At 61.7% G+C, this 24484-nt stretch carries 22 protein-coding genes; 9 read left to right on the plus strand and 13 right to left on the minus strand.

All coding sequences use genetic code 11. The annotated features are described in order from the left end of the window. Positions 1-43: 43 nt before the first annotated feature. Both AC1D1J_RS12775 and AC1D1J_RS12780 read right to left on the minus strand, forming a co-directional pair. Positions 44-1024, minus strand: a complete 981-nt coding sequence (locus AC1D1J_RS12775; RefSeq protein WP_477687963.1) for a tripartite tricarboxylate transporter substrate-binding protein — start codon at positions 1022-1024, stop codon at positions 44-46. A 27-nt stretch (positions 1025-1051) separates the two neighbouring features. Further along, entirely contained in the window at positions 1052-1729 is a 678-nt protein-coding gene (locus AC1D1J_RS12780) for a DJ-1/PfpI family protein (protein WP_477687962.1), read from the minus strand. Positions 1730-1811: 82 nt separating this feature from the next. On the opposite strand from AC1D1J_RS12780, the gene AC1D1J_RS12785 reads away from it, so the two are divergent. Beyond that, a complete protein-coding gene (locus AC1D1J_RS12785) occupies positions 1812-2735 on the plus strand; it encodes a GlxA family transcriptional regulator (RefSeq protein ID WP_477687974.1) in 924 nt (307 codons plus the stop codon). 39 nt (positions 2736-2774) lie between these two features. Here AC1D1J_RS12785 and kynA read toward each other — a convergent pair whose 3' ends face one another. The 3 genes from kynA to kynB all read right to left on the minus strand — a co-directional run bounded on the left by kynA (position 2775) and on the right by kynB (position 5728). Continuing rightward, positions 2775-3620, minus strand: a complete 846-nt coding sequence (gene kynA, locus AC1D1J_RS12790) for a tryptophan 2,3-dioxygenase (protein ID WP_477687961.1) — start codon at positions 3618-3620, stop codon at positions 2775-2777. 157 nt (positions 3621-3777) lie between these two features. Next, positions 3778-5058, minus strand: coding sequence for a kynureninase (kynU, locus tag AC1D1J_RS12795; RefSeq protein WP_477694870.1), 1281 nt, complete (start codon positions 5056-5058; stop codon positions 3778-3780). A gap of 10 nt (positions 5059-5068) precedes the next feature. Continuing rightward, positions 5069-5728 (minus strand): arylformamidase, encoded by a 660-nt coding sequence (kynB, locus tag AC1D1J_RS12800; RefSeq protein WP_477687959.1) that lies wholly within the window; start codon positions 5726-5728, stop codon positions 5069-5071. Between the two features lie 223 nt (positions 5729-5951). Here kynB and AC1D1J_RS12805 point away from each other — a divergent pair, with 223 nt between their 5' ends. Both AC1D1J_RS12805 and AC1D1J_RS12810 read left to right on the plus strand, forming a co-directional pair. After that, positions 5952-6716, plus strand: coding sequence for an SDR family oxidoreductase (locus AC1D1J_RS12805; protein ID WP_477694871.1), 765 nt, complete (start codon positions 5952-5954; stop codon positions 6714-6716). Between the two features lie 98 nt (positions 6717-6814). Then, positions 6815-7972, plus strand: coding sequence for a GntR family transcriptional regulator (locus AC1D1J_RS12810; RefSeq protein WP_477694872.1), 1158 nt, complete (start codon positions 6815-6817; stop codon positions 7970-7972). Positions 7973-7994: 22 nt separating this feature from the next. On the opposite strand, the gene AC1D1J_RS12815 is transcribed toward AC1D1J_RS12810, so the two are convergent. Together AC1D1J_RS12815 and AC1D1J_RS12820 are read right to left on the minus strand one after the other, a co-directional pair. Continuing rightward, entirely contained in the window at positions 7995-9053 is a 1059-nt protein-coding gene (locus tag AC1D1J_RS12815) for an oxidoreductase (RefSeq protein WP_477694873.1), read from the minus strand. 25 nt (positions 9054-9078) lie between these two features. Continuing rightward, on the minus strand, positions 9079-10431 hold the full coding sequence (locus AC1D1J_RS12820) for a class-II fumarase/aspartase family protein (RefSeq protein WP_477694874.1): 1353 nt from the start codon (positions 10429-10431) through the stop codon (positions 9079-9081). 185 nt (positions 10432-10616) lie between these two features. Here AC1D1J_RS12820 and AC1D1J_RS12825 point away from each other — a divergent pair, with 185 nt between their 5' ends. Both AC1D1J_RS12825 and glk read left to right on the plus strand, forming a co-directional pair. Next, entirely contained in the window at positions 10617-11618 is a 1002-nt protein-coding gene (locus tag AC1D1J_RS12825; protein ID WP_477694875.1) for a Bug family tripartite tricarboxylate transporter substrate binding protein, read from the plus strand. A 37-nt stretch (positions 11619-11655) separates the two neighbouring features. Then, complete coding sequence (glk, locus tag AC1D1J_RS12830; RefSeq protein WP_477694876.1) at positions 11656-12675, plus strand: glucokinase; 1020 nt, start codon at positions 11656-11658, stop codon at positions 12673-12675. A gap of 52 nt (positions 12676-12727) precedes the next feature. Here the strand turns inward: glk and argF are convergent, their stop codons facing one another. Both argF and AC1D1J_RS12840 read right to left on the minus strand, forming a co-directional pair. After that, positions 12728-13672, minus strand: coding sequence for an ornithine carbamoyltransferase (argF, locus tag AC1D1J_RS12835; protein ID WP_477694877.1), 945 nt, complete (start codon positions 13670-13672; stop codon positions 12728-12730). After that, positions 13669-14886 (minus strand): acetylornithine/succinylornithine family transaminase, encoded by a 1218-nt coding sequence (locus AC1D1J_RS12840; protein WP_477687951.1) that lies wholly within the window; start codon positions 14884-14886, stop codon positions 13669-13671. The genes argF and AC1D1J_RS12840 overlap by 4 nt, the downstream gene beginning before the upstream one ends. A 273-nt stretch (positions 14887-15159) precedes the next feature. On the opposite strand from AC1D1J_RS12840, the gene AC1D1J_RS12845 reads away from it, so the two are divergent. Continuing rightward, a complete protein-coding gene (locus AC1D1J_RS12845) occupies positions 15160-15480 on the plus strand; it encodes a DUF3579 domain-containing protein (RefSeq protein ID WP_411885285.1) in 321 nt (106 codons plus the stop codon). Between the two features lie 121 nt (positions 15481-15601). Here the strand turns inward: AC1D1J_RS12845 and rpsT are convergent, their stop codons facing one another. Then, positions 15602-15913, minus strand: a complete 312-nt coding sequence (rpsT, locus tag AC1D1J_RS12850) for a 30S ribosomal protein S20 (RefSeq protein WP_007864125.1) — start codon at positions 15911-15913, stop codon at positions 15602-15604. 200 nt (positions 15914-16113) lie between these two features. Between rpsT and murJ the strand changes: the two genes are divergently transcribed. Together murJ and AC1D1J_RS12860 are read left to right on the plus strand one after the other, a co-directional pair. Next, positions 16114-17679, plus strand: a complete 1566-nt coding sequence (murJ, locus tag AC1D1J_RS12855; protein WP_477687950.1) for a murein biosynthesis integral membrane protein MurJ — start codon at positions 16114-16116, stop codon at positions 17677-17679. Positions 17680-17753: 74 nt separating this feature from the next. Then, positions 17754-18605 (plus strand): SirB1 family protein, encoded by an 852-nt coding sequence (locus AC1D1J_RS12860; RefSeq protein WP_457279301.1) that lies wholly within the window; start codon positions 17754-17756, stop codon positions 18603-18605. Positions 18606-18699: 94 nt separating this feature from the next. Here the strand turns inward: AC1D1J_RS12860 and AC1D1J_RS12865 are convergent, their stop codons facing one another. Further along, entirely contained in the window at positions 18700-19623 is a 924-nt protein-coding gene (locus AC1D1J_RS12865) for a LysR family transcriptional regulator (RefSeq protein WP_477687949.1), read from the minus strand. 141 nt (positions 19624-19764) lie between these two features. Between AC1D1J_RS12865 and metE the strand changes: the two genes are divergently transcribed. Then, entirely contained in the window at positions 19765-22113 is a 2349-nt protein-coding gene (metE, locus tag AC1D1J_RS12870; RefSeq protein ID WP_477694878.1) for a 5-methyltetrahydropteroyltriglutamate--homocysteine S-methyltransferase, read from the plus strand. Positions 22114-22147: 34 nt separating this feature from the next. Here metE and AC1D1J_RS12875 read toward each other — a convergent pair whose 3' ends face one another. Then, on the minus strand, positions 22148-23125 hold the full coding sequence (locus AC1D1J_RS12875) for a division plane positioning ATPase MipZ (protein ID WP_457279298.1): 978 nt from the start codon (positions 23123-23125) through the stop codon (positions 22148-22150). 169 nt (positions 23126-23294) lie between these two features. Next, the gene (gene purM / locus AC1D1J_RS12880) at positions 23295-24335 is read right to left on the minus strand and encodes a phosphoribosylformylglycinamidine cyclo-ligase (protein ID WP_477666278.1); all 1041 of its coding nucleotides are present in this window, start codon (positions 24333-24335) and stop codon (positions 23295-23297) included. Positions 24336-24484: the final 149 nt, after the last annotated feature.

Below are 24484 nucleotides of genomic sequence, written 5' to 3' on the forward strand. Positions count from 1 at the left end.
TTGGATTTTCTTCGGTTGTTATGGATTACGTTTCCGGCCAGCCCTAGTCCGCGTACGCCCCTGCTGCCTTGATCACCGGCGTCCAGCGTGCAATTTCGCTGCGCAAGTATTCGCGATGACCCGCGGGCGTGTTGCGCGCATCCCGAACCACATCGATTCCTGAAGCGAGCTGTGCCCGTTTGAATGCGTCCGTCTGGATTGCGCCCAGCAAAGCAGCGTTGATTCTGGTTTGTACCGCCTGAGGCGTGTTCTTCGGCGCATACAAGCCGTACCAGACGCCAAGCCGGACGGAGGGAATCCCGAATTTCTCGAGCGTCGGGATCGCCGAGGCACCGGGAACGTTGAGCGGCTTGGCTGATGTCACGCCGACGGGCCTGGTTTTTCCGTTAAATACATGAGGGAGCACATTGGCTGTCAAATCGCACATCAGGTCTACATGGCCCCCCAGTAAATCCGCCAACGCCGGAGCGGTCCCACGATAGGGAACGGTGGTCATGCCGATGCCCAGCGAAGACTGGAGGAGAAGGCCGCACAGATGTGACGCCGACCCAATGCCGCCGTTGGCAAGCTTGACCTGTGGTTGCGTGGCTATCCACCGCACCAGCTCAACCGCTGAGCCCGTAGCTATCTGTGGACGCGTCACCAGCATCAGCGGCGATTCAGCCATGATGCCCAAAGGTTCGAAATCTGTTTCCGGGTTGAAACCGAGGCGGCGGTATAGCGCAGGGGCTGTCGCCATCCCGATGTGGTTCAACAGCAGGGTATAGCCGTCGGCAGTCGCACGCAAGGCGATGGTACTGCCCAGGTTGCCTCCGGCGCCTGACAGGTTCTGGATGATGACGGATTGCCCTAACTGCTTTTCCAGCGGTAAGGCCAGCTCCCGCGCGAGCTTGTCCATAGGACCGCCTGCGGGGTAGGGAACAATCAATGTCACCGGTTTCGAGGGGTAAACACCTTGCGCCTGCGCGCCCATGCCGCATGCCAGCAAGGCCCAAAAAACCAGTGAAAACAGTTTCTTGCTCATAAGTTTCTCCAGGGTTACCGGTACTTTTCAGGCTGGCATGCGAAGGGCCGCATGGCCGACAGCCGAGGCCCGCAGGGCCCGTCGCGCCTGAGTCGCTGCCAGGCATTTCTCGATGATGGCCGGCTCCGATGTAAAGGGTGTACCACCCGGAAAGGGCGGCTTGGGGTCGTATTCGATCTGGAGCTGGATTTGCTTGGCTGCTTCGTCTCCCATCAGCGTTGCGACGACTTTCAAGGCCATGTCGATGCCGGATGTCACGCCGCCAGCAGTGAAGATATTTCCGTCCACACACATGCGCTCTCTGGTGACGATGGCACCGAACGCCGGCAGAAAATCAATGGCCTGCCAGTGGCAGGTGCTTCGCCGGCCCTTGAGAAGGCCCGCGGCGCCGAGCAGCAGCGAGCCCGTACAGATGCCGAAGATGTACTTCGCCGACTTTGCTTGCCGGCGGGTGAAATTGACCCACTCGGCATCCAGTATGGCGTCGTCGGTTCCAGGTCCCCCCGGCACCACCAGGAGGTCGCAGGGCGGTGCGTTTGCGATGGTCGTGGTGGGTATCAACATGAGGCCGCGGTCCGAGCGGACTGGCTCCAGTGACCTCCCTACGAGCTCGACATGCACCCCCGGCACACGTGCCAGGACTTCAAAAGGCCCTGTCAAATCAAGTTGTGTCAAGGCATTGAAGAGAATAATATTAACTTTCATGAACACCCTCCTTAAGACGCTGACGGTAAGGCCAGGTGCTGCAGGGCAAGTGCCAAAAGCGGGCGAATGTGCGCCAAAATGGGTGGCATTTCTTTTGTTTGACGGCTTCCAGCCCATTGACCTCGCCGGGCCGTGGCAGGCATTTGCCACGGCAAATGAAGAGGTGGGCGTTCCGGCGTATCGCCTGATCACCGTGGCACAAAAGGGCGCTGTAACGAGCGCCGATGGTGCACTGAAAATCCATGTGGACCATGATCTGGAGGGTACCGCGGCTTTGCCGATCGATGCGATGGTGGTGCCGGGCGGTGGCGGTATCCATGCGGCATGTGCCGATCTTCAATTGGTCAACTGGCTGCGGGAAAGAGACCAGGCCACACGTAGAACCTGCAGCGTTTGCACGGGGGCCTTCCTGCTCGCCGCCACCGGGCTGTTGAGTGGCCGGGAGGTCACCACCCACTGGCGATCCGCCGAGAGATTGCAGCGGGACTTCCCGGACCTCAGGGTTAACGACGACAAGATCTACTGCGAAAGCGGCAAGTACTGGACCACGGCGGGTGTTACCGCCGGTATCGACCTCGCGCTGGCCCTTATCGAGCGCGACCATGGCGCCGACATCTCGCAGCGTGTTGCGCGGCGGCTGCTTGTCTATTTACGCAGGGACGGCGATCAGCGCCAGTACAGCCAGGCCCTGAGGATTCAGGATCGGGCCGTTGCACCATTTCGCCAGTTGATCGAGTTGTTGCAGGCCCGGCTTGATCATGAATGGTCCGTCGACGAGATGGCGGATATGTGCAATATGTCCCGGCGCACTTTTCAGCGCAAGTTTGCGGAAAACTTCAGTATGGGCCCCATAGCCGCACTCAACAGCTTGCGGTGTGAACAGGCGGAAATCCTCGCCAGCTCAGGGCGTCTGTCGGGGAAGGAAGTCCAGAGGCATACCGGATCGACCCGGGGCATTTCCAGGACAGCGGCCGCAGCGCGTAATCGCGCCAGCGGCGCTTGCTGATCACCAAAGCCCCGGGTCCCCCACCTGTATCCATCGCGCCTATAAGTCAGTCCGTAACTTCCAGATCTCCGGGAACAGGACCACATCCAGCATCTTGCGCAAATAACTCACTCCACCGGTCCCACCGGTGCCGCGCTTGAACCCGATCACGCGCTCCACCGTGGTCACATGCCGGAATCGCCAGAGCCGGAAGGCGTCTTCCAGGTCGGTGAGTTCTTCGCCGAGTTGGTACAGGTCCCAGTACTTCTTGGGGTCGCGATACACCATGAGCCAGGCCTGCTCAACCTCATCGCTTTCGGCATAGCCTTGCGTCCAGTCGCGCTGCGTGTGGCTGGCCGGCACGGCCAGGCCGCGGCGGGCCAGCAGGCGCAGGGCTTCGTCGTAGAGCGATGGAGCTTCATACGCGGCTTGTACCTGTGCGAGCAGGTCGGGCCGGTGCGCATGGGGCTTGAGCATGGCGGCATTCTTGTTGCCGAGCGCGAATTCGATGCAGCGGTACTGCGCGCTTTGAAAGCCGCTGGAGTTGGCCAGGTAAGGGCGTATCGCGCTGTACTCGGGCGGTGTCATGGTGGCCAGCACGTCCCAGGCATGCACCAGCTGCTCCATGATCCTGCTCACGCGGGCCAGCATCTTGAAAGCGGTGCCCAGCTCGTCTTTGGCCACATTGGCTATTGCCGCACGCAGCTCGTGCAGCATCAGCTTCATCCAGAGCTCGCTGGTCTGGTGCTGGATGATGAACAGCATTTCGTTGTGGTCGGGCGAGAGCGGCTTTTGCGCGCCGAGGATCGCGTCGAGCTGCAGGTAGTCGCCATAGCTCATCGACTGACTGAAGTCGAGTTGCGCTTTTTCGTCGCGCACGATGTCTGCCGGCCGTTGTGTGTTCATGGATGATCTTTCACGGAAAAGCAATCTGGGTATTGAAACAAGCAGGGGCCGCGGAACCGGCTTTGCCGGGCCGCAGGCGCAGCGGTCCCTCTTGTGATGAAAGGGGCAGGGAGAAGCCGCAGACTGCACGCAGTGGACGACCATGGGGCCCATGTCATCATGTGACCGCGTGCTTCTGATTGAACTGGGCTTGTTGCCATTCGGCGGTTTCCAGCACCTGCTTTAGATGCTCGACCGCGTTCCAGACGTCCTCAAAGCCGATGTAAAGCGGTGTGAAGCCGAAGCGCAGGATGTCGAGGTGCTTGCCGACATCGCCGTCACCGGCGCGGAAGTCGCCGATGACGCCGCGCGCGATCAGCGCCTGCACGATGGCGTACGCGCCCTGAGTTCTTGTCAGGCAAACCTGCGAGCCACGCATTGCGTGCTCACGTGGCGTGGCCAGACCCAGGCCGTGGCCTGCGCAGCGTTCCTCCACGAGTTGAATAAACAGATCGGTCAGTGCCAGCGATTTTTTGCGCAAAGCCTGCATGCCGCCCATCGCTTCGGCAGCCAGCACCGTGTCCAGCCCGCATTCGAGCGCCGTCATGCTCAGGATGGGCTGGGTGCCGCAGAGATAGCGGGAGATGCCTGTGGCGGGCCGGTAGTCGGGCGTGAACTCGAATGGCGCCGCATGGCCCCACCAGCCGGCGAGTGGTTGCCAGAAGCGGTCGGCGTGTTTGGGGTTGACCCAGACAAAGGCCGGCGCGCCGGGGCCCCCGTTAAGGTATTTGTAGCCGCAGCCAATCGAGAAATCGGCTTTCGCCGCATTCAGGTCTACCGGCACGGCGCCCGCGCTGTGCGCCAGGTCCCAGACGGTGAGTACGCCTGCTGCATGCGCTGCGGCGGTGACGGCGGCCATGTTGTGCATGGCGCCGGTGCGGTAGTTCACGTGGGTCAGCATCAGCACGGCCACTTCGCTGGTGAGCGCGGCGGCAATCTCTTCGGGCTCGACCAGTCGCAGCCGAAAGCCGCGTTCACGGCACAGGGCTTCGGCGATGTAGAGGTCGGTCGGGAAGTTGCTGCGCTCGCTGACGATGATCTTGCGCGTGGGCGCGTCCTGGGCCGCGATGTGCAGTGCGGCGCTCAGCACCTTGTAGAGGTTGATGGAGGTGCTGTCGGTGGCCACCACTTCGCCGGGGGCAGCACCTATCAGCCGGGCAATCTTGTTGCCCAGGCGTTGTGGCAGTTCAAACCAGCCGGCGCTGTTCCATGAGCGGATCAGGCCTTGGCCCCATTCGGCGGTCACAGCTTCAGCGACGCGGGCGGCAGCCGTTTTGGGCAGCACGCCCAGCGAATTGCCGTCGAGGTAGATCACATCTTCGGGCAATGTGAATTGCTGGCGCAGCGTGCGCAGCGGGTCTTGCGCATCGAGGGCGCGGCAGTCTTGCAGAGTGGTCATGGAGTGGTCTTCATGGAAGTTCACGCAGGACTGCGCGAACGGGTGAGGCGTCGGCCCGGGTGAGTTTGAGCGGCAGGGCAATGAGTTCGTAGTCGCCTTCGGCCACGTCGTCGAGCACCAGGTTTTCGAGCACGCGCAGGCCGTGCGCCAGCAACTGGTGGTGGCTGGGCAGATCCTGGCTGGTGGCGGGGTCCACGCTGGGCGTGTCAATGCCGACAAGTGCTATGTTTTTGGTAGCTAACAGCGCAAGCGTGGCGGGGGCTATGGCCGTAAATGATCCCCATGACTGACTGGCTGCCGCTGAGGTACGCAGCAGCACGCGGGGCGGCAGGTTTTCCAGCGCATGGGCGATGTGTTCCGGCTGCACCAGCGGGCCGCAGTCCATGCAGTGGATCACGCGGCACGGCCCGAGGTAGGGCGCGAGGTCGAGCTCGCCGACGCTGGTTTCACCGTTGGCATAGTGCAGCGGCGCATCGGCATGCGCGCCGGTGTGGGGCGATAGTGTGATGCTGTTGACGTTGACCGGGCAGTCCGGCGCCAGTGAAAAATGCAACTGCTGCGAATAGGCCGTGTCGCCGGGGAACACCGCGGCGTTTTCATCCACCGACGGTGAGATGTCCCAGAGTTTTCGCGGTGGTGAAGTGGTGGAAGCGGAGGTGCGGGCTGTCATGGGTGCAAAGGTAGCACCGGCAAAAAAGCCGTGGTGTCGGTTATTTCCAACAATCTCAAAAATAGTTGAAACCTAAAGTACCCGGCAAAAGCGGGCCGCGCAGTCGTCGGGTGCGGCCTGTGGAACCCGTCAGCCTCGGGCACAATTAAAGGCTGTAGCGCTCGTTGCGGCACCGATTGACCAGAGCGCCTTTACAACCCCTTCAAAGAGACAAAGGCACAACATGAATTCCGAGAACAAGTTCAGCGGCAAAGTCGCACTCGTCACCGGCGCGGGCACCGGCATTGGCAAGGCTGTGGCCCTGGCCCTGCTGCGTGAAGGCTACAGCGTGGCGCTGGTGGGCCGTCGCGCCGAGCCGCTCAACGAGGTTGCCAAAGAGTCGGGCACAGACCGCGCGCTGGCTTTGCCGACCGACGTGAGCCAGCCCGACTCCGTGGCGGCGGCATTCGCCAGGGTCAAGGAAAAGTTCGGCCGGCTGGACTTGCTGTTCAACAACGCTGGTGTGGGCGCGCCGCCCGTCAACCTCGAAGACATCACGTTTGAGCAGTGGACCAATGTGGTCAACATCAACCTGACCGGCTCCTTCCTCTGCGCGCAGGCCGCCATCAGGTTGATGAAAGACCAGTTGCCCCAGGGCGGCCGCATCATCAACAATGGCTCGATTTCCGCCCACGCGCCACGGCCTAACTCAGCGCCCTACACCTCAACCAAGCACGCCATCACGGGCCTGACCAAGTCGATCTCGCTGGACGGGCGCAAGTACAACATTGCCTGCGGCCAGATCGATATCGGCAATGCCATGACGGAGCTTGCGGCCCGCATGGCCAAGGGCGTGCCCCAGGCCAACGGCGAGATCGCCATTGAGCCGATGATGGATGCGAAAGAAGTGGCCGATGCGGTGGTGCACATGGCATCGTTGCCGTTGTCAACGAATGTGCAGTTCATGACCATCATGGCCACGAAGATGCCGTTTGTGGGCCGCGGTTGAGGGATGTTGTGTTGAGCCCGGCGCATATTGCTCAAGGTATGCATGGCGCATAGCCAGGGCAATTGAGGGTTGCGTGAAATGTGTTGTATTGTATGTATATGAGCAATACAGCATCTGATCTGGAACAGTACCTCGAAGAGTTGGCACGTACTGCCCACCCCGGGGATCGCCTTCCGACCATTCGGGATTTGATGCGCCGGTTCGCGGTGTCCCAGATGGTGATTCAGCGGGCCTTTCAGGGCCTGAAAGCCAGGGGGCTGATTGCATCGCAGGTAGGGCGGGGGACCTATTTTCGCGTGGAAGGCGAAGCTGGTGTCGGCCCGGGCGTCTCGCCGCCGGCCGGAAGGTCGGTGCTGCTGCTGCGCCGTTCCATCAGCATTGCCCGCGGCCGTGTGTTGATAGAAGGGCTTCAGCGCCGCTTTACCGCCGACGGCCACCGCGTACTGGAAGTTTCCTACACCGACCCCGCCCACGCGCGGACTGTATTGAAGGGCTCGCCCCGCTTTGACGCCTGCGTGGTTCAGTCGAGCTACAAAACCATCACGATTGATTTACTCGCAGCGCTGAAAGAGAAATGTGATGCGTTGGCCGTGGATGGCGCGGCCCTCGCTGGAGCCGACGTCGAGGTGGTCGGCATGGAATGGGGAGAGCCGCTGGCTGCGGCGATCACGCTTTTGCAGCAGCAAGGCCATAGGTGCATTGCGTATGCAACGACGTCGCACCCATTCCTGGCAACCCAGATGGGACGGCGGCGGTTCGACTACCTGCAGACCACCCTGACAGGAATTGAGCTGCAGACGATCACCGTGCCGCACCTGCCTGACGAGAACTACGAAGCGGTGCTTGTGAGGATGGTCAAGGCCAGTCTGGATGCCTCGGGGCAGCTACCTTTCACCGCGTTGGTGGCATGGGGCATCGAAGATGGCGCCAGATTTCGGGAACTGCTGCAAGAGGCTGGCGTTGGCATACCCGCACTGCTGAGCGTGGTGTTGCTGGGACGTACGGATCTTGCGAACGAGCACGCCAACTTCTTTGACACGATCGGATGCAGCGTGGCCGATCAGATCGACTATTTGTATCAGGCCATCAATGCACGATGGGCCGACCCCTCAATCCCCTATGGCGTACGCCTGATTCCTGTAACGACTTACGCCGGCCAATCGATAGCCACCCTGCCGATGGCTGGTGAGCCGCACGAGCAGGGTTTGCGGAAGTCCGCCAAAACTCGCGGCGAGGCGCTTGCTACCGGTTCCTGATCATTTTGCCGAACGCGTGCTGTCATGCCTGGAATTCGATGGCAGAAACGGGCATGGTGCGACCCTCTCGTGCACTCCGCAGTCCCAGCTCAATCAAACCGATGACCTGCATCGCATCATTGGCCGTGACGGGGTTGACTCCCTTGCCGTGGATGGCATCGCGTACTGCGCTGTAGTAGGCAGGGTAGTCACCCGCAACGCAGTTTATTTCGCGCCTTGCACAAGCGCCATCAGTCCAAACTGAAACCTCGGCAGGCAAGTGATCAACTCCCCAGTCCAGGGCGGGCGGACGCTTTCCGGCCTTCAGCGCATCCTCTTGTGGATCAAGACCCATCTTGACGAAACTGCCCAGGCTTCCATGCACTGTGAAGCGCGGCCCCGGGGTCAGAGCAAGGGCACTGCCATGCAGAATGATCCGGCTTTGGCCATAGCGCAACACGGCGTGAAACCAGTCGGGAGTCTTTGCACCATCGCGTTGCTGTGCGAGGTCGAGCGCAATCGATTCGGGAAGCCCGAATAGCTGCAGCGCCTGATCCAGCAAATGTGCTCCAAGGTCGTACCACAGTCCGCCGCCTGTATCGGCTTGTTCACGCCAACGGGCAAGAACTTCCGGCCGGTAGCGATCGAAGTGGGATTCAAAATGAACGATTTTCCCCAGCTCACCGGAGGCAATGACCTGGCGCAGCGTCAGGAAGTCTGCATCCCAGCGACGGTTGTGGAAGACCGAAAGCAAGCGCCCAGTGGCTTGTGCTTTTGCCTGCAATTGCCGCGCTTCGTCCAACGTGACCGTAAAGGGTTTGTCGACCACCACATGCTTGCCTGCGGCCAGCCCTGCGCAAGCGAGCGAAAAATGTGTGTCGTTGGGTGTTGGTATCACCACAAGGTCAATGTCCGGACGCGCAAAAAGCCGCTCTGCAGTTGCTTCGACCTGCACATCGGGCCAATCCGCATACACCTTGGAAGGATCGCTGCTTGAAATCGCGGCAAGTCTGAGCCCCGGGACTCCAGCTATCAAAGGCGCATGAAACGTTTTGGTCGCGTAACCGTAACCGACGATGCCAACGGAGAGAGTTTTAAGCACTAGGTGCCCCTTTTAGGTTGACCGCTTATCGAGGTTGCGTCACGCGCTCGACCGTCTCAATCGTGATTGCCGCCGATTCGCCCACATAGTTGCTCGCTACAAGTGCCTGGGCCAGGCCCTCGGGAAGCCCATGTTTTGCAAACATCGGATGCTCACCGATGCTTGTTATAAACGGAACCCCTTCCGATTGGGACCGTTGTGCTGCTTCGTAGAGCACCTTGTGCGCCTCGTGGCGTCCCATCAGCCTGGTCAGCCGCATCATGACGGCTTCCGAAGCGATCAGGCCATTCGATAGTTCAAGATTGTGCCGCATCGCCTCAGTGTTCACGGTAAGACCCTTTGCCAGCCTGGCAAGGGTCTCGGCAATGGACGCCGAGATGATGGCGATTTCTGGAAGCAAGGTGTCGGTCACGTTGGTTGCCGACGAATCGCCTTCATCCATGCGCACCATGGCTTCAAGGGCCGCAGGCACCCGCATCCGCATCATGCGCGCAAGGCTGACCAGCAGCAGCGCGGTGGAAGGGTTGCGTTTCTGCGCCATGGTCGAGCTGCCTACCTTGCCCATGTGAAACGCTTCCGCAACCTCCCCGATTTCTGTGCGCTGCATGAATACGATGTCTTGCGCGATTTTCTGCGCAGTACCTGCAAGCAATCCCAGTGCCGAAATGTAGTCGCACACGCGGTCGTAGGACGAGCGGCTGGGCAGTCCGGCTGCAGGTAACCCGAGTTGCTCAGCCATGCGGGCTTCCACGGCCCGGCCTTTGCTGCCCATCGCCGCGAAAGTGCCTATCGCACCGCCCATGGACGCGACGAACGACGACGCCAGGCGCCGCATCAGTCGGTCGCGGTCCCTGTCCAGTTCGTCAATCCAGCCGGCAAGCTTGAAGCCGAACGTCATTGGCAACGCATGTTGGCCGTGTGTACGGCCCGCCATCACTGTTGCCCGGTGTTCCTGCGCCAGCCAGCCAAGTGCGGCGATGGCTGCATCCAGATGACCCGTCAACAAGTGGTGTGCCTCACGCATCTGCAGTGAACTGGCGGTATCGAAGATGTTCTGGGTCGTCGCCCCCCAATGGATATAGCCCGCGGCTGGTTCACCGCACAGTTCCTCGAACTGGGACAGGACGGGAACGAGTGGATGTTGTGCAAACGCGATGTCCCTGGACAGGCGATCCAGATCGAAGAGCCGGGCATCGGCCTTCTTCCCGATGATTTGCGCAGCCTCGGTGGGAATGACGCCGAGTTCGGCCTGGGCATGAGCCAGTGCCGCTTCAACATCGAGCCATGCCTGCAACGTGGCCCTGTCGCTCCAGATGCGCTTGGCTTCGCCGCTGAACCAGTGGCCGGTAATAAATGATTCAAACATACTGGTATTCATGGACGCTTGGGTTGTGACGCGGCAAGCCTATTGGCATGCCCGACAAATTTTTTATTGATGCATATTGTATTTGTGTAATTCAATGTTTTATATAGAATAAATTTAAAATTAATACAATTACAATAAATATAAATACAATATAATTTCCCTGCATTCAGCGGATACATAAAACATGGAGACACGTCATGGAAGATCTTTTTGCTCGCCAGCGCGCCGGGCGTCGCAGGCTGTTGAACCAGCTTGCCTTGCTGGGCGCCGGCGCGTTATTACCGGGCATTGGCCGCGCACAATCGGACAAGCCTGTATCGCTGATAGTCGGGTACTCTGCCGGCGGCAGCGCCGACCTGGTCGCCCGCGTTGTGGGTACCGAGTTGTCAAAGCGCCTGGGGCGTCAGGTCATCGTCGAGAACGTTGCGGGCGCCAGCGGCATGATTGCCGCGCAAAAAGTGCTCAATGCGCCAGCCGACGGTAACCTCATCTACATGGGAGGCACGGATACCGTGCTGGTGCCCATGGTCAATCCGAAGACCAGGCTTGATTGGGAGAAGGACCTTCTGCCGGTTGGGCGCATGACCACGGTGCCCCTGATATTCGCTGTTCCCGCGGGTTCGCCCCACGCGACGCTTTCCGACCTGGCAGGCGCGCTGCGCAAAAGCGGGAAAGAAAACTTCAATTACGCAACGCCCGGAATTGCGACGATGCAACATCTCTACGGGTCGCTGATCAATAAGCGGGCGAAGGTGGAAATGCTGCATATCCCGTACCGTGGTGGTGCCCAGATCGTGAATGACCTTGTTGGTGGCCAGGTGGACAGTGCGGTGCTGGTCTTGTCGACGGCGATGCCCTTTCTCAAGGAGGGCAAGATCAAGGCCCTGTCGGTGTCGGATAGTGCACGCGTCCCGCAACTGCCGAATGTCAGGCGCATTGGCGAGGAAGAGGGCTTCAACGGAATTTCACTGCCGCTCTGGCAAGGCCTGTTTGTGAAAGCGGGAACGTCCCCCTCTATCGTGGCCGCTTATGAAAAGGCATTGCTGGACGCCCTCGCGCAGCCCGACGTGCGCACAAAGCTGGCGGAAGCCGGTATCACGGTCGCTCCGATGACCGGCCGTGAGCTTCGTGCGTTCGTCGGCCCTCAGGCCGCGCTGTACCGCGATATTGTGAAGACCGCAAAAATCACCATGGAATGACAAGCGGCTCATCCTGGCCCGGTTGCGATAAAAAAAGATGACTGCATTGCCCGGTAGTCCTGGCGGCGGTGGGCGGCTTTTGGCCGACATCGGCGGGACCAACGCACGCTTCGCGTGGCAGGCCGGTGCCGGGGCATCCATCGATGACCTGGTGATATTGCCTTGTGCCGGATATGCCAGCCTTGCGGATGCAATCCGGCATTACCTGGGCGTTGTGGGGCGAAGCCCCCCTCCTGGCTGCGCAATCGCGATTGCCAATCCAGTGCATGGGGATCAGGTGCGAATGACCAACCATCGTTGGACTTTCTCGATCAAGGCGCTGAAAGAGCAATTCGGATTCGCGAAGCTGCGGGTGCTGAATGACTTTACGGCGCTGGCCCTGGCGCTGCCCACGCTGAAGCCAGGGGAGTTGCGTCAGGTTCAGGGCACAAAGGCCGCCCCTTTCGCTGCGATGGGTTTGATCGGGCCCGGTACCGGTTTGGGCGTTTCGGGGCTGTTGCCCGACGGGCAGGGCGGCTGGATTCCGATCGAGGGGGAGGGAGGGCATGCCACTTTGGCGGCTTGCACCCCGCGTGAGCAAGCGGTACTCCATTGGCTAAGCCGCCGCTACGGCCATGTTTCGGCCGAGAGAGCCGTGTGCGGCCAGGGCTTGGTCGATATTTACCTGGCTATCAAAGAAGTTGACGGCTGTGCACCTGACGCCGGGCTTGATGCTGCGACCGTAGCGTCGGCAGCACTGGATGGGGGTGATCCCTGGTGTCGCGAGGCACTCGATCTTTTCTGCGCATTCCTCGGAACGGTCGCGGGTAATCTGGCGCTGACGCTCGGCGCTCGCGGCGGGGTATTTATCGGCGGCGGCATCGTTCCGCGCATGGGAGAAGTTTTCGAGCGTACGGCGTTTGGGCAACGCTTCAAGGCAAAGGGCCGCTTTGCACAGTTCCTGGCAGACGTGCCGGTGTACGTCATTCAGTCCGGGCAATCACCTGCGCTTCGCGGTGCCGCAATTGCGTTGGACAGTCCGCCCGCTTCAGCGCCTGGTGTTCCGCGAGACGGGTGACGCGGCTCGCGGTGCCGATAGAACTCACGCTCTATCGTTGATCCCTCAGCGTTTACGCAATCTGACCGAGCAAAAGGAACTCCATGAGTGCCTTTTGTGCGTGCATCCTGTTTTCAGCTTCATCCCACACCACGGACTGCGGGCCGTCGATCACGTCGGCTTCGACTTCTTCTCCGCGGTGGGCAGGCAGGCAGTGCATGAAAAGCGCATCAGGCTTGGCTGCGGCCATCATCTCGGCGTCCACACACCAGTCGGCAAAAGCTTTCTTGCGTGCTTCGTTTTCGGCCTCATAGCCCATGCTGGTCCATACGTCGGTGGTGACCAGGTCGGCACCAGCGCACGCCTGCATCGGGTCCTTGAAGACCTTGTAGCTTTCGGCCGAACGGATGCCGGCGATGGACTGGTCGACCTCGTAGCCGCCCGGGGTGCTCACATGCACCTTGAAGCCGAGGATTTCGCTGGCCTGCAGCCAGGTATTGGCCATGTTGTTGCCGTCGCCCACCCACGCCACTGTCTTGCCCTTGATGGAGCCGCGGTGCTCGATGTAGGTGAATATGTCGGCCAGGATCTGGCAGGGATGGAATTCGTTGGTCAGGCCGTTGATGACCGGCACGCGTGAGTGCTCGGCAAAGCGGTCGATCTTGGTTTGCTCGAAGGTGCGGATCATCACCAGGTCGACCATGCGGCTGATGACCTTGGCGCTGTCTTCAATCGGCTCGGCACGGCCCAGCTGGCTGTCGCCGGTGGTCAGGTGCACCACACTGCCGCCCAACTGGTACATGCCGGCTTCAAAGCTCACGCGCGTGCGCGTCGAAGCTTTTTCGAAAATCATCGCCAGCGTGCGGTCGACCAGGGGCTGGTGTTTTTCGTAGGCCTTGAACTTCTTCTTGATGATGGCGGCGCGCTCGAAAACATAGGCGTATTCGGCCGCGTTCAGGTCGCTGAACTGCAAATAGTGCCGCACGGCAGCAGGCGTGGAGGGGATCGCAGTGGTCACGCGTTTTTCTCTTTCAAAAGCTGCTTGATCAGCGGAACCAGGATGGCCACCGCTTCGTCGGCTTCAGCCGTGGTCATGATCAGCGAAGGCACCATGCGGATCACGGTGTCAGCGGTCACGCTCAGCAGCAGGCCGTTTTCGGCGGCGCGGGCGAGCAGCTCGCCGCACGGCACTGTCAGCTCAATGCCCAGCATCAGGCCGCGGCCGCGGATTTCTTTCAAACCTTTTTCGCCGGCCAGCTCGCGCGTCAGCGCCGCGCGCAGGTGGTCGCCCACCTTCACGGCGTTGGCGAGCAGGCCATCTTCTTCCATGATGCGGATGGTTTCCACCCCCGCACGCATTGCCAGCGGGTTGCCGCCAAAAGTGGTGCCGTGGTTGCCGGGGCCAAAGATATGTGCAGCCTTGGGACCGGCCACCACCGCGCCAATCGGCACACCCGAGCCCAGGCCCTTGGCCAGCGGCATCACGTCGGGCATGATGCCCGACCATTGGTGGGCAAACCATTTGCCGGTGCGGCCCATGCCGCATTGCACTTCGTCGATCATCAGCAGCCAGTCGCGCTCGTCGCACAGCGCCCGCACGTCGCGCAGGTATTCGTCCTTCATGCTGTTGATGCCGCCTTCGCCCTGGATGGCTTCAAAGAATACGGCGACCACATTGGGGTTATTGGCCGTAGCGGCTTTCAGCGCATCGATGTTGTTGAGCGGTACGCGGATAAATCCCTCCACCAGCGGGCCGAAGCCGGCCTGCACCTTGGGGTTGCCGGTGGCGCTCAGGGTGGCGATGCTGCGGCCGTGAAAGGCTTTCTCATAGACAACGATTTCGGGACGCTCAATGCCCTTGTCATGGCCGAACTTGCGCGCCAGCTTGAGCGCGGCTTCATTGGCTTCCAGGCCCGTGGAGCAGAAAAACACGTTTTCCAGGCCCGACAGCTCCACCAGTTTGGCCGCCAGGGTTTCCTGCAGCGGCACATGGTAGTAATTGGAGCTGTGGATGAGCTTGGCGATCTGCTCCTGCAGGGCCGGCACCAGCCTGGGATGGTTATGGCCCAGCGTGTTGACGGCGATGCCGCCCAGTGCGTCGAGGTAGGCCTTGCCGTTAACGTCCCACACGCGGCAACCCTGGCCATGGTCCAGCGCGATGGGCAGGCGGCCGTAGGTGTTCATCACGTGAGGGGAGGCGGCTTCGATGTGCTTGGGAAGGGCTGCGGTCATGGAGAACTCCGGAACAAGGGCTGTAACAGGGCTGAAAATCGGAGGCCCGCAACAAGTGAAGCAGGCCTGGGCTGATTTTAGGCGCAGAGTTTGCAGGCTTTTGTGACGATCCTGCATCACTGCAATGCAGGCGCCTGGCGTCTGCGGATGTTGAAAATGAAATGCCAAGTCTTATATAAGAGTCGCAAATAAGATAGAATTGTTGTGCGGTGCAGCATGGGTTGAATACGATCCCCCCTCCCACGTCAGGCGCCGCAAAAAACCCTCCATCCGATGGTCTCCAACACCGCCAAAGAAGTCTTCATTCAGGGTATTACCCGCGACGGCAAAACCTTCCGGCCCAGCGACTGGGCTGACAGGTTGTGCGGCGTGATGAGTCATTTCCGCCCGGGCGGCCCGCAGCCTGGCAGCCACCTGACCTACTCCCCCTGGTGCGTGCCCACCGTCATCAACGGCGTGAAGTGTGTGGTCGTTAACTCAGAACTGCGCGAGGCCGAGCCCATGGCCTGGGACTTCGCCATCAACTTTGCCAAAGACAACGATTTACAGGTGGCCGAAGCCTGTTTAATTCCGGATCCCCCGCGCAAAGACTGAGGTTTTCGAAGCGCCCAACAAAAAAGCCGTCTTTCGACGGCTTTTTTGCTTTGCTGCAGCGCACCCTACAAAACGGCGGACGGTATTTTCAAGATGCCGTCCGGGCGATTTTCCTGATTGCTCAGGCGGCCTTTGCGGGGGCCAGTGCCAGGGCTTTCACCTTGGCGGACAGGCGGCTCTTGTCGCGCGCTGCCTTGTTCTTGTGGAAGATGCCCTTGTCGGCAACCGTGTCCACAATGCTTTGGGCCTTGGCGAACAGGTCCTTGGCTTTGTCTTTGTCACCGGCTGCAACGGCTTTTTCGACGTTTTTCACAGCGGTGCGGTATTTGGAGCGCAGCGAGGTGTTCGCAGCGTTGAGTTTGACGTCCTGGCGGACGCGTTTACGGCCCGACGCAAGGCGCGGGTTCTTTTTCTTGGGTTTGGCGGTAGCCATATATGTATTCCTTTAATCCTGGGGAGGAGTCTGTGGATGTTGCAGCAAAGCCCACGATTATATACCCCCACGGTCGCTCACTGCGTGTAGCTCCCTGCCCCCCGAGGGGGCCGCTGCGCCTGCGGCCCGGCAAAGCCGGTTCCGCGGCCCCTGCTGGTATGGGAGGGGGCTGGGCGACTGGCGGGGGCTAAACTCCATGCGTGTCACTTTTCAAATCCGCTTCTACCGTCTCCCTTCTGACCCTGGTCTCCCGAATCACCGGTTTGGTGCGGGAACTGCTGATTGCCTCGACTTTTGGCGCCAGCGCCATGACGGATGCTTTCAATGTGGCATTTCGCATTCCCAACCTGTTCCGGCGGCTGTTTGCCGAAGGGGCTTTCAGCCAGGCTTTTGTACCGGTGCTGGCCGCCAGCAAGGCCCAAAACGGCGACGCCGAGACCAAACTGCTGATAGACCGGGTCGCCACTTTACTGGCCTGGGCGCTGCTTTTGACCTGTGTGGCCGGCGTGGCGGCAGCCCCGGTGCTGGTCTGGGCCATGGCCAGCGGCCTGAAGCAGGAGGCGCGTGGTTTCGAAGCTGCCGTGTTCATGACACGCTGGATGTTTCCTTACATCGGCTTCATGTCGCTGGTCGCGCTGTCCTCGGGCGTGCTCAACACCTGGCGCCGGTTTGCCGTGCCGGCTGCCACGCCGGTATTGCTCAACCTTTCCATGATTCTGGCGGCCTGGCTGGGCGCTCCCTGGTTCAAGGCGCACGGGATCGAGCCGGTTTACGCCCTGGGCGGCGGCGTCATGGTGGGCGGCATCCTCCAGCTGGCGGTGCAGGTGCCAGCGCTGTTCAGGCTGGGGCTGCTGCCGCGCATCGGCTGGAACCCTTCCGCGATCAAGGCGGCCTGGGCTGATCCGGCCACCCAAAACATCACCAGACTCATGGTGCCAGCCTTGCTGGGCGTCAGCGTGGCGCAGATTTCGCTTCTTATCAATACGCAGATTGCCTCGCACCTCACGCCCGGCAGCGTGAGCTGGCTCACTTATGCCGACCGCCTGATGGAGTTCCCGACCGCCATGCTGGGCGTGGCCATCGGCGTAGTGCTGATGCCGCAGCTGTCGGCCGCCAAAGCCGCCGGCGATGCGGCCCGCTACTCGGCCATGCTGGACTGGGGCCTGCGCATAGTGGTGCTGCTGGCTGTTCCCTGTGCCGTGGCCCTGATGACGTTTGCCCAGCCGCTGGTCGCCACGCTTTATCACTATGGTGCTTTTACCGACCGCGACGTGCAGCAGACCACCACGGCCTTGATGGGTTACGGCGCGGGCCTGCTGGGACTGGTGGCCATCAAGGTGCTGGCGCCCGGTTTTTATGCCAGCCAGGACATCAAGACGCCGGTGCGCATTGCGGTGGTCGTGCTCGTGGTGACACAGCTGCTCAATCTGGCGCTGGTGCCGTTTTTGCAACATGCCGGGCTGGCGCTGGCCATCGGTATTGGCGCGCTCATCAACGCGCTCTGGTTGTTGTGGGGGCTAAAGCGGCGCGGCAGCTACACGCCGGCGCCCGGTTGGGGCATGTTTTCGGCACAGGTGGTGGGCGCGAGTGCGTTGCTGGCAGTTTTCCTGCTGTGGGCGGCCGGGGCTGTGAATTGGGTCGGCCTGAAAGGCCAGTACCTGGAGAGAATAGGGCTGCTGGCGCTTGTCCTCATTGCGTCAGGCGCTATTTATTTTATAGCGCTATGGGCGTCGGGCCTGAAGGTGCGAAAACTCCTGAAACACTGAATTGTCGCCTTTTTCAGACTCTTCAAGGGCATTCCTTGATTCCCTTTTTGCGCCGGTTTATGAGACAGTAGGGTATGCAATTAAATCTGACCGTACCGTCTCCATTGCAGTATTTCTCCAGCCTTGTGGAAAGCGACGAGCATTTCCCCCTGCTGGAGGCCGCCGTCAGCCTGGCGCAGGACGAATACCCCGACCTTGATGTACAGCAGGTGCTGGGCGACGTAGACCAGCTGCTGGCCCGCCTCAAGCGCCGCCTGCCTGCCGATGCTCCCGCGCTGCAGCGCCTGCGGGCACTGAACCAGTTCTTTTTTCACGACCTGAACTTTGGCGGCAACGTCAATGATTACTACGACCCCGACAACAGCTACCTGAATGCCGTGCTGCGCACACGCCGCGGCATTCCCATCACGCTGGCGGTGCTATGGCTTGAGCTGGCCCTGGGCCTGGGCCTCAACGCGCGCGGCGTGGCCTTTCCCGGGCATTTCATGGTGAAGGTCAACCTGCCCAAAGGCCAGGTTGTGATTGATCCGTTCAGCGGCCAGTCGCTCAGCCGCGAAGAACTGTCCGAGCGGCTGGAGCCTTTCCGGCAACGCAGCAGCGCCGACGAAGAGTTTGAAGTGCCGATGGGCTTGTACCTGCAGTCGGCGCCGCCGCGCGAAATCATCAGCCGCATGCTGCGCAATCTCAAGGAAATCCACAAGACTCAGGAAGACTGGCAGCGCCTGATTCCCGTGCAGGACCGCCTGATCGTTCTGCAGCCCGAAGCATGGACCGAATACCGCGACCGCGGCCTGGCCTGGGCCGCGCATGGCGAGCCCGAGCGTGCCATTGCCGACCTGGAAATCTATCTTGCCAACGCCGAAGACGCGCTTGACATTGACACAATGGCCGAGCGGCTGACCCAGCTGCGCCAGAGCCGCCACTGAGTTGCCCTGCTGCGTCCCCGGTTTGTCTGCTCCGGCATTGCTATTGATTTAATAGCTGCTTGCGCCCGTCCACAGGGCGCTGCAGGCACTTTTCTCAAAGAAGTTCGATCTCGCTGAGCGTGAGAAAGCAGCTTTCCCGTGTGATCGCCACAAAGTCTTCCAGCCAGGGCCGGCCTGACATGGCTTGCGTGCACGCGACATAGAGGCGCCCAGTCAGGCCCTTTTTGCCGATCGGCCTTGCGCTCACGTAACCTCTGTCCAGGTAACTTTGCACGGCCCATTTGGGCAAGGCTGCGATACCGCGGCCGCTGGCTACCAGCTGCAGCATGGCAATTGTCAGCTCTGTCGTACGGCGCGCAGGCCTGACGCCGGCCGGCTCCAGCACCTGGCGCACCACGTCGAGCATTTCGTCGGGTACCGGGTAGGTGATCAGGGTTTCGTTGGCGAAGTCCCTGGCCGTGAGATGCGTTTTCGCCGTCAGCGCATGCTCATTCGCCAGCAGCGCCATGATTTCAAAGCGGAACAACGGGTGGAAATCCACCGCTTCGCTGGCGTCTTCTTCCGAGACGATGGCGATGTCGGCGCGGTCCTGCAGCACGAGTGCAATCGGGTCGGGGTGAAAGCCCGAAACAATGTCCAGCTCCACCTCGGGCCAGCGTGAGCGAAACGAATCCATGGCCGGCATCAGCCAGTCAAAACAGGTGTGGCATTCCACAGCGATGCGCAACTGTCCTGAACGCCCCGTGGCCAGCCGCGCTACATCGCGCTCGGCTTCCTCGACTTGCGGCAGCACCGCGTCGGCCAGCGCCAGCAGCCTGAGGCCCGTGGTGCTGAACTGCGGGGGGACGGACTTGCGCTCGAACAGCGGCGTGGCGTAACGCTCTTCAAGCAGCTTGACCTGATGCGAGAGTGCCGACTGCGTGAGGTTGAGCAATTGCGCCGCGCGCACCAGGCTGCCGCTGTCGCGCAGGGCGGTCAGCGTGCGCAGGTGGCGCAGCTCAAGGATGGACGGGCTCATCAGTTGTTCCCTGCAGATCAATTAGCAAATTAATCGGTGAATCAATTATTTTCATGTTGAAAGGCAATTTCTTTCGTTTGAATAATAGTTGAATCTGGCCGACCATGCGTTCTTCTGTGATTCGCATTGGGAGATAACTGGATGGTCCACACACATACCCTCGGTTTTCCGCGCATGGGCGCGAACCGGGAACTGAAATTCGCGCTGGAAAAACACTGGCGCGGCGAGATTGACCTGGCTGCGCTGGAAGCCACCGGAGCCGGCCTGCGCGAGCGGCACTGGGCCGTGCAGGAAGAAGCCGGGCTGGACTTTGTCACGGTAGGCGACTTCGCTTTTTACGACCACGTGGCCAATCACATCCAGATGCTGGGTTGCGAGCCGGCGCGCTTTGGCTTCACCGGTCAGGAGTCTGCCCTCAGCCGCTACTTCGCCATGGCGCGCGGCGTTAATGCGCACAGCGACCATACACACGGTGCCGGCTGTGCGTGCGCGGATGGCAAGGCGGGCGGCGGCAGCTTCGCGCTGGAAATGACCAAATGGTTTGACACCAATTACCACTACCTGGTGCCCGAATTCAATGCAGGGACGCAATTCAGCCTTGCTTCGGAGCGCCTCTTCGATGAAGTGACGCAGGCCCAGGGCGCCGGCCACCGGGTCAAGGCGGTGCTGCTCGGGCCACTGAGCTTTCTGTGGCTTGGCAAGGAAAAGACAGGCGGCGATGAGCCCGGCTTTGACCGCTTCAGCCTGCTCGACAAACTATTGCCGGTGTATGCGCAGATTCTCGGGCGGCTGAAGGCGCAAGGTGTGGAGTGGGTGCAGATGGACGAGCCCATCCTGGGCCTGGATTTGCCCGAGCAGTGGCGCTACGCCTTTGAGCGCAGCTATTCGCAGCTTGCCCGCAACGCACCCCAGCTGCTGCTGGCCACCTACTTTTCGCCGCTGGCCGACAACCTGAGGCTGGCTTGCCAGCTGCCGGTGGCGGGCTTGCATGTCGATGCGGTGCGTGCGCCCGAGGAACTGGTGGGGGTGGCCGACTGGCTGCCTGCGCACAAGGTGCTGTCGGTGGGTATTGTGGACGGCCGCAACATCTGGCGCACAGACCCCGACACGGCGCTGGCAAAGCTGCGCGCGGCCACTGCCAGGCACCAGGGCGAACTCTGGATCGCGCCCTCCTGCTCGCTGCTGCACGTGCCTTTCAGCCTTGCAGCCGAGAGTGCGCTGGATGCGGAACTGCGCGCCTGGCTCGCCTTTGCGGTGGAAAAACTGGGCGAGCTGCGCATGTTGCGTGCGGCGTTCACGGGAGAAGAGTCTCTGGTTGCCAGGGAGCTTGCTTCAGCCCGCGCAGCTGTTGCGGCGCGCCGGCGCAGCCCCCGTGTGCACCGGGCCGACGTGGCGTTGCGTCTTGCACGCAGCGTTGCAGGCGACGACTGCCGCAGCTCGCCTTTTCCGGTGCGCCAGGTCCTGCAGCGTGCCCGCCTTGCGCTGCCGCCGCTGCCCACCACCACCATCGGCTCGTTCCCGCAGACCCCGGAGATCCGCGCTGCGCGCGCAGCGTTCAAACGCGGCGAACTCGGCGCGGCGGGCTACCGTGAAAAGATGGAAGCCGAGATTGCGCTGGCGGTACGCAAGCAGGAGGCACTGGGCCTTGACGTCCTGGTGCATGGGGAAGCCGAGCGCAACGACATGGTGGAGTACTTCGGCGAGCAGCTTGACGGCTTTGCCTTCACTGCCAACGGCTGGGTGCAGTCCTACGGCTCGCGCTGCGTCAAGCCGCCGGTGATCTTCGGCGATGTGGCGAGACCTGCACCCATGACGGTCGAATGGACGGCCCATGCGCAGAGCCTGACAAAGCTGCCGATGAAAGGCATGCTGACCGGCCCCGTTACCATCCTGCAATGGTCTTTTGTGCGCGACGACCAGCCGCGCAGCCTGACCTGCGAGCAGATTGCCTGGGCCATACGCGACGAGGTGGTGGACCTTGAGAAGGCCGGCATCGGCATCGTCCAGATCGACGAGCCAGCCATTCGCGAAGGGTTGCCGCTGCGCCGTGCGAGCTGGGCCGCGTACCTGCGCGCCGCCACGCGGGCTTTTCGCATCAGTGCCTCGGGTGTGCGCGACGAGACGCAAATCCACACCCACATGTGCTACGCCGAATTCAACGACATCCTGCCGGAAATCGCAGCAATGGACGCCGATGTGATCACCATCGAGACCAGCCGTTCCGACATGGAACTGCTGCGGGGATTTGGCGCCTTCAGGTATCCGAACGAAATCGGGCCGGGTGTGTATGACATCCATTCACCGCGTGTTCCGACCGTGGACGCCATGGTGCGCTTGCTGCGAAAGGCCGCCAGCGTGATCCCGGCGGAAAACCTCTGGATTAATCCCGACTGCGGGCTGAAAACGCGGGGCTGGCCGGAAACCGAAGCGGCGCTCGGCAACATGGTGCGGGCCGCGCAAGAAGTGCGTAAGGAGCTGGCGGCTTCCTGACTCGGTGCGCCGGACGCCGGGAGGAAGGGTCGAGTCAGGTGCCGCGCTTGAGGAAATGCGGAATCTGCATGCCGTCAGGAGAGTCCACATTGCGCGACATGGCCGGCGCCGTACTGACCTGCACAGGCCGGCCGACTGCGCGTGCGGTGCTTTGTGCGGACATGCGCGCGCCATGCACCAGGGATTCCTGCGCGGGCATGAGGCTGTTGGGGAGCGAGCTGCCCAGGCGCGCGGACGCGGCTTTGGCAGCGGGCGGTGGGTTGAGCAGCCGGGCACCCAGCGTTGCGGCGGTCGAGGGCAGGGGCGCGATCATCCGGACCGGGGCTTTGGCCGGCACCGTCGCGTGCCCCCTTTCGGGCGCGTCGTTGGCGGCTTGCGGCGGATACAACGTGGGGCGCAGCCACTCCAGGATCGGTTGCCACTGCTGCAGGTCTTGCGTTGCGGCGCTGGCCGGCAGGTCAAATATCGTCATGCCGCGCTCCAGGCTGCGTACATACAACTGGGTTTCGCGCAGGGCACCCAGAAAAGGCATGCCAAGGCTTTCAGACCACGCCTGCAGCGTTTTTGCGGCACTGGTGCGCCCGTCGATGCGCATGCCCACCGTGGCGAGCCGGCAGCGGCCGCTGGCCACGCGCGGCATGGCCATCAGCTCGGCGTGGCACTGCGCGGCCGATTCACGGTCAAACATCGAATTGCACACCGGCATGACGATGACATCGGCAAACATCACCACGCGCGCCAGCTCAAAGCCGTGCATGCCGCCCGGCGTGTCAAGCACCACGTGCGTGATGCCGGTGGGCACACGCAGCATGTTTTTCTGGTCGACGGCCCAGGGCGCGATGGCGGGCAGCGCGGGGTCCCGGCGCTTGAGCCAGCTTCGCGCCGACTGCTGGCGGTCTACATCGCCCAGCATGACCGAGCTGCCATTGCGCGCGCACCAGGCGGCGATGTGCGCGGCCAGCGTGCTCTTGCCACTGCCTCCCTTGCGGTTGACGACTGCGATAACCGGCATGACTGCTCCAAAGACGGATCGATGGAACAGTTTGATACATAACTAACAAAAAGTCCAGTGACCCCAAGCGCCATGGGCGCACGCAGCTAGTGTTTTTGTAGCAAAACGGCCCGGCCGAAGGAGCGGACGGCCCCGGATCGTGGGGCGCGAGAGGGCGGTTGCGGCAGATTTAACCGACGGTGACGGCGGCGCCGTCGCCCTTGGGCGCGATCACACCGATTTCATACACCTGCTCGCCGGCGTCACGCAGGGTTTTGGCTGTGGCTTGCGCATTGGCGGCGTCCACCACCACGACCATGCCGATGCCGTTGTTGAAGGTGCGGTTCATCTCGAAGTCGTCGATACCGGCGGTTTTCTGCAGCCAGGCAAACAGCTCGGTTTGTGGCCAGCTGCCCTTTTTGAGATGGGCGGCCGTGCCTTCGGGCAGCACGCGCGGAATGTTTTCGAGCAAGCCGCCGCCGGTGATGTGGGCCAGCGCCTTGATCGGGTGGGCAGCCAGCGCGGCCAGCACGTTCTTGACGTACAGGCGTGTGGGTTCCATCAGGGCCTGCTTGAAGGGTTTCCCGTCCAGCTTTGCCGGAGCCGCAGCGCCGGCGCGTTCAATGCACTTGCGCACCAGGCTGAAACCGTTGGAATGCACACCGCTGCTGGCCAAGCCGAGCACCACGTCGCCGGGCTTCACGTCCTTGCCGGTCAAAATCTTGGACTTTTCGACCGCGCCCACGGCAAAGCCGGCCAGGTCGTATTCGCCCGCGGGGTACATGCCGGGCATTTCGGCGGTCTCGCCGCCAATCAGGGCGCAGCCGCTCAGCTCACAGCCCCTGGCGATGCCGCCCACCACAGCCGCGGCCGTGTCCACATCCAGCTTGCCGCAGGCGAAGTAATCGAGGAAAAACAGCGGCTCGGCGCCTTGTACCAGCACGTCGTTGACGCTCATGGCCACGAGGTCAATGCCCACGGTGTCGTGCATCTGCCATTCAAAGGCCAGCTTGAGCTTGGTGCCCACGCCGTCCGTGCCGCTGACCAGGACGGGCTCCTTGTAGCGCTTGGGCACCTCAAACAAGGCGCCAAAGCCGCCAATACCTGCCAATACGCCCTCCCGCATGGTTTTTTTGGCCAGCGGCTTGATGCGTTCGACCAGCGCGTCACCTGCGTCGATGTCGACGCCTGCGTCTTTGTAGCTCAGGGGGGAAGTGGAGGAGGTGGTCATGTGTCGGCTTTGATGCAGTGGGAGGGCAGGCGGTCAGAAGGCGGATTTGCAGCCCGGAAGCGGCCTGCAAGCCCGATAGAATTCAGCCTGAGATTCTAAAGGCTGCCCATCAGGCGCCTTTCGGGCCTTTCCAGGGACATTTTCCAAGG

It is taken from the genome of Polaromonas sp. P1_F8 (assembly GCF_056405635.1).

What these genes read in the sequence shown, in the direction of transcription:
- AC1D1J_RS12775 (WP_477687963.1), bottom strand. Translation starts at nt 1,024, where the DNA reads ATGAGCAAGAAACTGTTTTCACTGGTTTTTTGGGCCTTGCTGGCATGC.
- AC1D1J_RS12780 (WP_477687962.1), bottom strand. Translation starts at nt 1,729, where the DNA reads ATGAAAGTTAATATTATTCTCTTCAATGCCTTGACACAACTTGATTTG.
- kynA (WP_477687961.1), bottom strand. Translation starts at nt 3,620, where the DNA reads ATGAACACACAACGGCCGGCAGACATCGTGCGCGACGAAAAAGCGCAA.
- kynU (WP_477694870.1), bottom strand. Translation starts at nt 5,058, where the DNA reads ATGACCACTCTGCAAGACTGCCGCGCCCTCGATGCGCAAGACCCGCTG.
- kynB (WP_477687959.1), bottom strand. Translation starts at nt 5,728, where the DNA reads ATGACAGCCCGCACCTCCGCTTCCACCACTTCACCACCGCGAAAACTC.
- AC1D1J_RS12805 (WP_477694871.1), top strand. Translation starts at nt 5,952, where the DNA reads ATGAATTCCGAGAACAAGTTCAGCGGCAAAGTCGCACTCGTCACCGGC.
- AC1D1J_RS12810 (WP_477694872.1), top strand. Translation starts at nt 6,815, where the DNA reads ATGAGCAATACAGCATCTGATCTGGAACAGTACCTCGAAGAGTTGGCA.
- AC1D1J_RS12820 (WP_477694874.1), bottom strand. Translation starts at nt 10,431, where the DNA reads ATGAATACCAGTATGTTTGAATCATTTATTACCGGCCACTGGTTCAGC.
- AC1D1J_RS12825 (WP_477694875.1), top strand. Translation starts at nt 10,617, where the DNA reads ATGGAAGATCTTTTTGCTCGCCAGCGCGCCGGGCGTCGCAGGCTGTTG.
- glk (WP_477694876.1), top strand. Translation starts at nt 11,656, where the DNA reads ATGACTGCATTGCCCGGTAGTCCTGGCGGCGGTGGGCGGCTTTTGGCC.
- AC1D1J_RS12840 (WP_477687951.1), bottom strand. Translation starts at nt 14,886, where the DNA reads ATGACCGCAGCCCTTCCCAAGCACATCGAAGCCGCCTCCCCTCACGTG.
- AC1D1J_RS12845 (WP_411885285.1), top strand. Translation starts at nt 15,160, where the DNA reads ATGGTCTCCAACACCGCCAAAGAAGTCTTCATTCAGGGTATTACCCGC.
- rpsT (WP_007864125.1), bottom strand. Translation starts at nt 15,913, where the DNA reads ATGGCTACCGCCAAACCCAAGAAAAAGAACCCGCGCCTTGCGTCGGGC.
- AC1D1J_RS12860 (WP_457279301.1), top strand. Translation starts at nt 17,754, where the DNA reads ATGCAATTAAATCTGACCGTACCGTCTCCATTGCAGTATTTCTCCAGC.
- AC1D1J_RS12865 (WP_477687949.1), bottom strand. Translation starts at nt 19,623, where the DNA reads ATGAGCCCGTCCATCCTTGAGCTGCGCCACCTGCGCACGCTGACCGCC.
- metE (WP_477694878.1), top strand. Translation starts at nt 19,765, where the DNA reads ATGGTCCACACACATACCCTCGGTTTTCCGCGCATGGGCGCGAACCGG.
- AC1D1J_RS12875 (WP_457279298.1), bottom strand. Translation starts at nt 23,125, where the DNA reads ATGCCGGTTATCGCAGTCGTCAACCGCAAGGGAGGCAGTGGCAAGAGC.
- purM (WP_477666278.1), bottom strand. Translation starts at nt 24,335, where the DNA reads ATGACCACCTCCTCCACTTCCCCCCTGAGCTACAAAGACGCAGGCGTC.